Genomic DNA, 9105 nt, shown 5'->3' with positions numbered 1-9105 from the left:
GTCCGTGTCGAGGATCGTCAGATTGCGGCCCCGGTGCTTGGCCTGGTAGAGGCGCCGGTCGGCGGCGCGCATCAGGTCCGATACGCTGATATCCTCGCCACAGACGGTTCCGCCGATGCTGACCGTGAGCGGAACGGTCCGCTCGTCGACGGGCCGGAAGCGGATCAGCTCGACTTCGCGGCGAATGCGCTCGGCGACGCGCTTGGCCTCCTGCTCGGTGGCGCCGATCAGGAAGGCGCCGAACTCCTCACCGCCGATGCGGCCGAGCACATCGCCGCTGCGCACGCCGCGTTCGATCGCGCTGGCGATCAAGAGCAGTGCGTCATCGCCGGTCAGGTGGCCAAAATTGTCGTTGATCCTCTTGAAGTGGTCGGCGTCGATGATCAGCAGCGCCCCGCGATCGGACTTGCGGCGGGAACCATCGAGGGCGGCGAAGAAGTTTTCCCGGTTGAGCATGCCGGTCATGTCGTCGCGGCTCGCCTTGTCCGCCAGGCGGCGATGCGCGGCGGCGAGCTGGGCATGGGCTCGGGCAAGGTCGCGATGGGCACTTTTCAGCCTGTCGCTTTGCCAGAAAGTGCTTGCGCTGGCGACCCAGGCGAGGACCAGCGGACAGAGCGTGGTGGTCAGCCAGATCGTGCGGTTGACCGGAAATCCCATCGCCGGAACGATGATCAGCGTCAAAAGGAGAGAGGCTGCGACAGAGGCAAAAGCAACGGCGGCGGATCTCAAAATTATGCTATTCATCGCGTGCTCCCACAGGTCTGCCTCTGTGCCAGCAAGCCCTGAAGGCTACCTTTCCGGGATGCTTAAAAATTGAAGGGTGACGCTATTTCCGCGACTCTCGGCGCGCATAAGTTGTGGATAAAGTCTCTTTCAGAATGTCCGTTTCATGCCATAAGGAGCGCATGACCACGCTGCCTGACCCCGCCCGCTTCGCTCATGTCACCGACTGGGTGTTCGACCTCGACAACACGCTCTATCCGCATCATTCGAATCTGTTCTCGCAGATCGACGTCAAGATGACCGCCTATGTCGGCGAACTGCTGGCGTTGCCTCGCGAGCAGGCACGCAAGCTGCAGAAGGAGCTCTATCTGGAATATGGCACGACGTTGAACGGGCTGATGACGCGCCACGGCATCGATCCTGACGATTTCCTCGAGAAGGTGCATGACATCGATTATTCGTGGCTGGTGCCCGATCCCGTTCTCGGCACTGCCATCCGCCAGCTTCCGGGCCGCAAGTTCATCTTCACCAACGGTGACCGCAGGCACGCCGAACGCACCGCGCGCCAACTCGGCATCCTCGACCATTTCGACGACATCTTCGATATCGTCGCCGCCGGGCTCAATCCCAAACCGGCACGCCAGACCTACGAGAAATTCGCCGAACTCCACGCCGTCACCGGCCACAATGCGGTGATGTTCGAGGACCTTGCCCGCAACCTTGCTGTGCCGAAGTCGCTGGGCATGACCACGGTGCTCGTCGTGCCACGCAATTTCGAGCCGACCTTTTCCGAGATCTGGGAGCGCGACCCGGCCAACGAGGATGATGTCGATTTCGTCACCGACGACCTCGCCGGCTTCCTGACCGCGATCGTCGAGGTCACCGCCTGAGGTTCATGGATCTTCAGGTGATGCCGGCCTGCAAACGGCGGCTTCCTGCGCTTCCGGTGCTCACGTACCCGAACGTACGCTCCGCTCCGGTTCTCGGAACCCACCGTTTTCGGCTCGGCCTGACCTGAATCTCGATGAACCTCGAACCGTCAGTGCTCTCACAGATTGTAGAAGCGGCTGATGATCCCCCAGGCCTCGTCGGCGGTGTCGACGAAATCGATGATGTCCTGGTCGCCGGGGCTGATCGTGCCCTGTTCGGCGAGGAAATCGAGATCGATCGCCCGTTTCCAGAAGGATTTGCCAAACAGGATCACCGGCACGCGCTCCATGCGCCCGGTCTGGATCAGGGTCAGCGTCTCGAAGAACTCGTCCATCGTGCCGAAGCCGCCGGGAAACACCGCGACCGCCTTGGCGCGCATGACGAAATGCATCTTGCGAATGGCGAAATAGTGGAAGTTGAAGCAGAGCTCCGGCGTCACATAGGCGTTCGGCGCCTGCTCGTGCGGCAAGACGATGTTGAGCCCGATCGATGGCGCGCCGACGTCGTCGGCGCCACGATTGCCGGCTTCCATCACGCCGGGCCCGCCGCCGGTCACCACGACATATTCGCGGTAGTATGACGCAGCTGACTGCTGCGAGCACAGCCGCGCGAACTTGCGCGCCTCCTCGTAGTATTTGCTGTTTTCCTCGAGGTTCCTCTTCTGCGTCTCGTTCTTGGCCGCCCAGGCCTCGCCGCCGGGTTCCGGCAGGCGTGCGCCGCCGAACAGGATCACCGTCGAGCGGATGCCGCGTTCGGCCAGGATCATTTCCGGCTTCAGGAGTTCGAGCTGCAGCCTGACCGCGCGCAGTTCGCGCCTGGTCATGAACTCGGGATCGTTCCAGGCGAGCCGGTAGGTCTCGGCACGCGTCTGCGGCGTGTCCGGCACGCTCTTCGACCGCTCCAGATCCTCATCCGAATGCGGCAGCGGCGTCCACCCCGCCTTTTCCATAGGAGTCATAGTTACCTTACCCGTCCAATTTCTTCACTTGCGCCGTCCCATGGCGCAGCCGCGATTGACCCCCATTGAGCCTTAACATAAGCAGGTTCCGCAAAAGTGTCCGGCGGTTTTGCGACAAGAACCTGCTACATGCAAAGACCCAGGCGGGCAAAGCCTGCCCAGGGGTCCGCGCGACGTTCAAAACAGGGTAAGGCGCAGCCCCTTAACAGCTTGGTAATGGAGCAAATTCATGTCGAAGCCCGATCTGGCGAGCCTCGAGAAGACCATTGAGAAGGCCTTCGAGGAACGCGACGCGATTTCGACGGCGACCCGTGGCGAAACCCGCGACGCCATCCAGTCGGCGCTCGACCTGCTCGACCGCGGCACCGCTCGCGTCGCCGAGCGGCAGGCCGACGGCAAATGGCATGTCAACCAGTGGCTGAAGAAGGCCGTGCTGTTGTCCTTCCGGCTCAACCCGATGGAGATCATCAAGGGCGGTCCCGGCCAGGCCGTGTGGTGGGACAAGGTGCCGTCGAAGTTCGACGGCTGGAGCGCCGTCGACTTCGAGAAGGCGGGCTTCCGTGCCGTGCCGTCGTCGATCGTACGCCGTTCCGCCTATGTCGCGCCGGGCGCCGTGCTGATGCCGTCCTTCGTCAATGTCGGCGCGTATGTCGACAGCGGCACCATGGTCGACACGTGGGCTTCGGTCGGCTCCTGCGCCCAGATCGGCAAGAACGTGCATCTGTCGGGCGGCGTCGGCATCGGCGGCGTGCTGGAGCCGATGCAGGCCGGCCCGACCATCATCGAGGACAATTGCTTCATCGGCGCGCGCTCGGAAGTGGTCGAGGGCTGTATCGTGCGAGAAGGCTCGGTGCTCGGCATGGGCGTGTTCATCGGCCAGTCGACCAAGATCGTCGACCGCGCCACTGGCGAAGTCTTCTACGGCGAAGTGCCGCCGAATTCCGTCGTTGTCGCCGGGTCGATGCCTGGCAAGCCTTTTCCGAACAACGAGCCAGGCCCGGGTCTTTACTGCGCCGTCATCGTCAAGCGGGTCGACGCCAAGACCCGCTCCAAGACCTCGATCAACGAATTGCTGCGCGATTGATCTTTCCCGGAAACGGACGCACCTTCCGCCGGCGCGACAATGAGTCGCGCGTGACTGATGGAGGGGTGACATGGACTGGAAGTATCTGCTGACCAGCTACGAGGGTCGCATCAACCGTGCCAAGTTCTGGGCTTGTGTCGGCGTTGTCTTTGTCGGCGGGATCATCGCGACGATCCTCGACAACATACTCGGCACGACGTTCAACCAAATGCCCTACGGCTTTATCTATTTGCTCTACTCGCTCGCCATGCTCTATTCGATCTTCGCCGTCTACGCCAAGCGCTGGCACGATCGCGGCAAGTCCGGCTGGTGGAGCCTGATCATCCTCGTGCCGATCATCGGCGGGATCTGGTTTCTGGTGGAGTGCGGCATTCTCGAAGGCGCCAAGGGCGCCAATCAATATGGACCGGACCCGCTTGCCTGACAGATCAGATCTCACCTGGCTTTTCTTCAAAACATCGGGCCGCGTCAGTCGCGCGGCCTATTTTCTTGGCGGGTTGCTCGTCGCCATCATACAGGCCTTTCCGCTCTACCGCTTCACGCTGGTGCCGGAAGGTTCGGCCGAGAGCAACATGTGGTCGTTCATCTTCTTCATCGCCTTCATCGCTTCGCTATGGTCGAACATCGCGCTGGCCGTGAAGCGGCTGCACGACCTCGACAAGCCGGGCATTGCCGCGCTGATCCTGTTCGTGCCGGTGGTCTCGATCGTCGCCTTCCTTGTGTTGTGTCTGTTTCCAGGGCAGCCTGGGCCCAATCGCTATGGCCGGCGCACCAACGAGCCGGCGCAATCCTGAGGGCCGATCGGACATGCGCTACCGCACGCTTGATCCGAAACTGATCATCGACACCGCCGAACGGCTGGAGGGCCGCGTCGCCGAGCGTTTTCCCAACGCGGGACTACGCGGCGTCGCCGCCGAACTGGTGTCACTGTCGCGCGATCTGACCAAGGCGGCTCAGGCGCTCGAGGCGCCGATCTGGTGGCTGCGCGGGCTCATCGTCGCCGCCGTTGTCGCCGGCGCGCTGGTCTTCCTGTTTGTCGGCACCATCCTGCCGCTCATTCACATCTCCCAGGCCGACGACGCGGTTCAGTCGGTGCAGGGCATCGAAGCCACGATCAACATGATGATCCTCGCCGTGCTCGGTTTCCTGGCGCTGGTCCGTACCGAGGAGCGCATCAAGCGCAAGCGGGTGTTTCGCCAGCTGCACGGCCTGCGGTCGCTGATCCATGTCATCGACATGCACCAGCTGACCAAGGATCCGGCGGCCCTCTCGGCCAATTTCAAGCCGACCTCGCACTCACCGGCCCGCATCACCAATGCCGCCGACCTGGCGCGCTACCTCGACTATTGCTCCGAAATGCTGTCGATCACCGGCAAGATCGCCGCGCTGTTCGCGCAGTCGGTCAATGACGACGTGGTCATCGACGGCGTCAACGACATCGAGAACCTGGCGTCCAACCTGTCGCGGAAAATCTGGCAGAAGATCACGCTGATCGAGGCCCATCCGGCGCAACAACCTGCTCCGGCGCCAGGCCCGGCGAGCCAAGCCGCTCCGCTTCCGCCGCGCGCACCAAGGCGGTAATCTTTTTAAGCAGGGGCGCCGGCGTACCCGTCTGTTCGGCAAGGCCGAGCACGGACCCTTGCAGTTCGCCGATCTCCGTCGGCCTGCCGCGCTGAAGATCGTCCCACATTGACGAACGCATGTGGGTCGATCGCCAGCATGCGCCGCGCCAGCAGCCCGAACAGCCAGTCCGGCAGCCCGAGCACCTTCGGCAGCAGTGCCGGCCGCAAGCCGGCGATCCGCGCCGGCTCGATGCCGGACGCTTTCATCGCCGTGAGCGCCTCGTCGATCTGGCCGGCCAGGATCATCCGCCAGCGACGGTCGGCGAGTTCGCTCGCCAACGGCAGGCCGGACAGCGCCACCAGCGCGTTATTCAAATTCATCAGCAGCTTGCCCCACAGCACGGCCTTCATGTCGCCATGGGTTTCGACCGCAAACCCTTCGACACCGAGAAGGCCAGCCAGGCCGGCATCACCGTCTTCGATCATCACCTTGCCGTCGCTGGCGCGGTGCACACGCAGCGGCAACTCGCCGTCCGGGGATTGCACCACGTTGAACGGCACCATGCCGGCCAGCACCGTCCGGCCGTCGAGCCCGGCGCGCAGCCTGTCGGCATTGTCGACGCCGTTCTGCAGGCTGATCGCCACCGCATCGCGGTGGGCGTGAGCCCTGATGAGGTCTGCCATATCCTGCGTCGCGCCGCTTTTGACCGTGACCAGGATCACATCCGCCTGGGACAGGGCGACAGCCGGATCGGCGGTGACGACAAGCGCGTCCGGCGCGATCATGCGGTCGCGGCCCTGGAGGTCGCTGACCCGCAGTCCGCGCTGCCGCAACGCCGCCTCGATGCGCGGCCGCGCCAGCAGGATCACCCGGCGCCCGGCGAGTGCCAGGCAGCCGCCGGCATAGCAACCGATGCTGCCGGCGCCGGCAATGACGATCCTCTTGTCCGCGTTTGCCATCCCGTCGCTCCGCACCGCCCCGCAACTATACGACATGAAAACCATAATGTCGGCGCCATCACTGGCCCTTATGTCTGGCCGTGACAGGCCCGCCGCTTTCGATTATCGCTTTTGCCATGACGCTGCCGACCGATCCCGCCGAGAACCTCGCCGCCCTTATCCGTTGCGCTTCGGTGACGCCCGCCGAAGGCGGCGCGCTGACAGCGCTGGAGACGATGCTGAAACCACTCGGCTTCCTGGTCGATCGGCCGGTGTTTTCGGAAGATGGCACGCCGGACATCGAAAACCTCTATGCCAGGCGTTCCGGCAACGGCCCGCATCTGATGTTCGCCGGCCACACCGACGTGGTGCCGGTCGGCGACGAAGCCGCCTGGACGCATCCGCCCTTCGGCGCCGAAATCGCCAACGGCGAGATGTATGGCCGGGGCGCCGTCGACATGAAGGGTGGCATTGCCTGTTTCATCGCTGCGGTGGCGCGCCATGTCGAGAACAATGGCGGCCCGAAAGGCTCGATCTCGCTGCTGATCACCGGCGACGAGGAAGGGCCGGCCATCAACGGCACGGTCAAGCTGCTCGAATGGGCGGCTTCCAGGGGCGAGAAATGGGATGCCTCGATCGTCGGCGAGCCGACCAACCCGGACGCGCTTGGCGACATGATCAAGATCGGCCGCCGCGGCTCGATGTCGGGCGCCATCACCGTCAACGGCCGCCAGGGCCATGTCGCCTACCCACAGCTTGCCGACAATCCGGTGCGCGGCCTGATGGGCCTGGTCGATGCCTTGCTGCATCCTGTCTTCGACAAGGGAACCAGGGACTTCCAGCCGACCAATCTGGAGGTCACCTCCATCGACGTCGGCAACCCGGCCACCAATGTCATTCCGGCCAAGGCGACCGCGACCTTCAACATCCGCTTCAACGACACCTGGACGGCCGAGACCGTGCAGGCGGAAATCCACAACCGGCTCGATCAGGCGGCCAAACGCAAGAAGTACCGGCAGGGCAAGAAGACGCCGGTCGACTACGACCTCGTCTGGCGCGACCGGCCGAGCCATGTCTTCCTGACCCGTGACGACAGGCTGATCGAAACGCTGCGCGGTTCGATCAGGTCGGCGGTCGGCAAGGAGCCGACGCTGTCGACCTCTGGCGGCACCTCGGATGCGCGCTTCATCAAGGACTATTGTCCGGTGGTCGAGTTCGGCCTGGTCGGCAAGACCATGCACATGGTCGACGAGCGCGTCGCCATTGCCGATCTCGAAACACTGACCCAAATCTACCAGCGCTTCATCGAAGACTGGTTCGGGCAGGCATGAGCATGCTTTCAGCGGACGAAACCCAAGCTTCGCTGACGGGCGCCTGGCGGTTGATGCTCGGCAAGGCCGACGGCCTGCGCCTGCTCGACCTGTCGGCCGACGGCTTCTGGAATTCCTTTTTCGCCATCATCGTTGCCGCACCGGCTCTGATCGTCGGGTGGGTCGGTATCGCCAACGAGATCGGCGATCCCGAGGCCTTTGCCGGACGCTTCAGCATGCTGTTGCGCCTGGCGACGGTCGATATAGGCTCCTGGGTGCTGCCGCTCATCGCTCTGGCCCTGGTCGCGCCGCGCGCTGGCATTGGCGGCCGCTTCGTCCATTATGTCGTCGCCAGCAACTGGGCCTCGGCCATCACCGCCTGGCTGATGCTGCCCTCGGCGCTGATCAGACTTTTCCTGTCGTCGGCAAGCCAGGTTTCGAGCCTTGTGTCGCTGCTGCTGTTTGCCCTGTCCATGGTGCTGACCTGGCGCATGACCAACGCCACAATCGGCAAGGGCGTAGCCATCGGCTCCGCCGTTTTCGTCGGCATGTTCATCGCTTCGCTGTTGGCGCTGTTCGGCCTGCAGGCGCTGCTCGGCATCTCTGTGCCGGACGATGTCGGGTCTCAGAGCCTTTCCGGGTTCATCTCGGGATAGCGCCTTATGGGGCTCTATCCTGGATAATCGACGCCCTCGGGATAATCGACACCAATGAGAAAAAGCCCGTCAGGCGGCGCCACCTGGCCGCAGGCGGCGCGGTCGTGCGCATCGAGCGCCGCTTTCAGGTCGGCGACGGTCCAGGCGCCTTCGCCGACACGTTTGAGGGAGCCGACCATCGAACGCACCTGATTGTGCAGGAACGAGCGTGCCGAAGCCTTCACCTCGATCAGGTCACCCTCTCGGCTCACATCGAGCCGCTCCAGCGTCCTGATCGGACTGTTGGCCTGGCACTGGGTCGAGCGGAAGGTGGTGAAGTCATGCCGACCGAGCAGGACTTTCGCCGCTTCGTGCATGGCGTCGGCGTCGAGCCGTTTCGGCACCCACCACACCTTGCCCTTGTCGATAGCAGCCGGCGCGCGACGGTTGAGGATGCGGTAGACATAATGGCGGCCGGTGGCTGAGAAGCGCGCGTCGAAGCTGTCTGCGACGACCGTCGCCTTCAGGACGGCGATATGTGCGACGGCCATCTGCAGATGTGCGTTGACGGCATCACGCACCTTGTCGCCCGACCACGCCTTGGCGAGGTCGACATGCGCCACCTGGGCGGTTGCGTGCACGCCGGCATCGGTGCGGCCGGCGGCGCGCAACCGGACCTCTTCGCCGCAGAATTTTTCGATCGCCTGTTCGATCGCTTGCTGCACCGAAGGCTGATCCGCCTGGTGCTGCCAGCCGGCAAACAGACTACCGTCATATTCGATGTCGAGGCGAAAACGCGGCATGCTAGAGCATGATGCCGAAAAGTGTGAAGCGGCTTTCGGACGACATCATGCTCTATCTCTTTGAGTTAGAGGCGCATTCAGATGCCGCTTACGCGGCGAGTGCCGACCCGAAGGCCGAGGCGTAGACCAGCCTGCCGGCTTCCGGGGCGTCGCCCCAGGTC

At 63.7% G+C, this 9105-nt stretch carries 10 protein-coding genes and 1 pseudogene; 7 read left to right on the top strand and 4 right to left on the bottom strand.

Features of this window, described 5'->3' with window-relative positions; genetic code table 11:
- On the bottom strand, nucleotides 1-744 hold a 744-nt coding region (locus ACXJ7R_RS17495; protein WP_457152933.1), incomplete at its 3' end, for a GGDEF domain-containing protein.
- A gap of 161 nt (nucleotides 745-905) precedes the next feature.
- Between ACXJ7R_RS17495 and ACXJ7R_RS17490 the strand changes: the two genes are divergently transcribed.
- Nucleotides 906-1613, top strand: coding sequence for a pyrimidine 5'-nucleotidase (locus tag ACXJ7R_RS17490; protein WP_457152932.1), 708 nt, complete (start codon nucleotides 906-908; stop codon nucleotides 1611-1613).
- A 158-nt stretch (nucleotides 1614-1771) separates the two neighbouring features.
- Here ACXJ7R_RS17490 and ACXJ7R_RS17485 read toward each other — a convergent pair whose 3' ends face one another.
- Complete coding sequence (locus tag ACXJ7R_RS17485; RefSeq protein ID WP_457152931.1) at nucleotides 1772-2611, bottom strand: LOG family protein; 840 nt, start codon at nucleotides 2609-2611, stop codon at nucleotides 1772-1774.
- 229 nt (nucleotides 2612-2840) lie between these two features.
- On the opposite strand from ACXJ7R_RS17485, the gene dapD reads away from it, so the two are divergent.
- The 4 genes from dapD to ACXJ7R_RS17465 all read left to right on the top strand — a co-directional run bounded on the left by dapD (nucleotide 2841) and on the right by ACXJ7R_RS17465 (nucleotide 5276).
- Nucleotides 2841-3695 carry a 2,3,4,5-tetrahydropyridine-2,6-dicarboxylate N-succinyltransferase gene (gene dapD / locus ACXJ7R_RS17480; RefSeq protein WP_457152930.1) on the top strand — a complete coding sequence of 285 codons (855 nt, stop codon included), beginning with the start codon at nucleotides 2841-2843 and terminating at the stop codon, nucleotides 3693-3695.
- Nucleotides 3696-3765: 70 nt separating this feature from the next.
- Nucleotides 3766-4119, top strand: a complete 354-nt coding sequence (locus ACXJ7R_RS17475) for a DUF805 domain-containing protein (protein ID WP_095083461.1) — start codon at nucleotides 3766-3768, stop codon at nucleotides 4117-4119.
- The gene (locus ACXJ7R_RS17470) at nucleotides 4112-4489 is read left to right on the top strand and encodes a DUF805 domain-containing protein (protein WP_246461495.1); all 378 of its coding nucleotides are present in this window, start codon (nucleotides 4112-4114) and stop codon (nucleotides 4487-4489) included. The genes ACXJ7R_RS17475 and ACXJ7R_RS17470 overlap by 8 nt, the downstream gene beginning before the upstream one ends.
- 13 nt (nucleotides 4490-4502) lie before the next feature.
- Nucleotides 4503-5276, top strand: a complete 774-nt coding sequence (locus ACXJ7R_RS17465) for a hypothetical protein (protein ID WP_457152929.1) — start codon at nucleotides 4503-4505, stop codon at nucleotides 5274-5276.
- Here ACXJ7R_RS17465 and ACXJ7R_RS17460 read toward each other — a convergent pair.
- Nucleotides 5179-6217, bottom strand: a pseudogene (locus ACXJ7R_RS17460) (2-dehydropantoate 2-reductase). The gene ACXJ7R_RS17465 and the pseudogene ACXJ7R_RS17460 sit on opposite strands and share 98 nt — an antisense overlap.
- Nucleotides 6218-6333: 116 nt before the next feature.
- Between ACXJ7R_RS17460 and dapE the strand changes: the two are divergent.
- Nucleotides 6334-7527 carry a succinyl-diaminopimelate desuccinylase gene (gene dapE / locus ACXJ7R_RS17455; RefSeq protein WP_457152928.1) on the top strand — a complete coding sequence of 398 codons (1194 nt, stop codon included), beginning with the start codon at nucleotides 6334-6336 and terminating at the stop codon, nucleotides 7525-7527.
- A gap of 2 nt (nucleotides 7528-7529) precedes the next feature.
- Entirely contained in the window at nucleotides 7530-8162 is a 633-nt protein-coding gene (locus ACXJ7R_RS17450; RefSeq protein ID WP_457152934.1) for a transporter, read from the top strand.
- Nucleotides 8163-8176: 14 nt separating this feature from the next.
- Here ACXJ7R_RS17450 and truA read toward each other — a convergent pair whose 3' ends face one another.
- A complete protein-coding gene (truA, locus tag ACXJ7R_RS17445; RefSeq protein WP_457152927.1) occupies nucleotides 8177-8944 on the bottom strand; it encodes a tRNA pseudouridine(38-40) synthase TruA in 768 nt (255 codons plus the stop codon).
- Between the last annotated feature and the right edge of the window lie 161 nt (nucleotides 8945-9105).

The sequence above is a fragment of the Mesorhizobium sp. P5_C1 genome, from assembly GCF_054049815.1.
The sequence above is the reverse complement of the archived record's forward strand: the minus strand, read 5'-3'. Positions and strand labels throughout refer to the sequence as shown.

What these genes read in the sequence shown, in the direction of transcription:
- ACXJ7R_RS17450 (WP_457152934.1), top strand. Translation starts at nt 7,530, where the DNA reads ATGCTTTCAGCGGACGAAACCCAAGCTTCGCTGACGGGCGCCTGGCGG.
- ACXJ7R_RS17485 (WP_457152931.1), bottom strand. Translation starts at nt 2,611, where the DNA reads ATGACTCCTATGGAAAAGGCGGGGTGGACGCCGCTGCCGCATTCGGAT.
- dapD (WP_457152930.1), top strand. Translation starts at nt 2,841, where the DNA reads ATGTCGAAGCCCGATCTGGCGAGCCTCGAGAAGACCATTGAGAAGGCC.
- truA (WP_457152927.1), bottom strand. Translation starts at nt 8,944, where the DNA reads ATGCCGCGTTTTCGCCTCGACATCGAATATGACGGTAGTCTGTTTGCC.
- ACXJ7R_RS17490 (WP_457152932.1), top strand. Translation starts at nt 906, where the DNA reads ATGACCACGCTGCCTGACCCCGCCCGCTTCGCTCATGTCACCGACTGG.
- ACXJ7R_RS17465 (WP_457152929.1), top strand. Translation starts at nt 4,503, where the DNA reads ATGCGCTACCGCACGCTTGATCCGAAACTGATCATCGACACCGCCGAA.
- ACXJ7R_RS17475 (WP_095083461.1), top strand. Translation starts at nt 3,766, where the DNA reads ATGGACTGGAAGTATCTGCTGACCAGCTACGAGGGTCGCATCAACCGT.
- dapE (WP_457152928.1), top strand. Translation starts at nt 6,334, where the DNA reads ATGACGCTGCCGACCGATCCCGCCGAGAACCTCGCCGCCCTTATCCGT.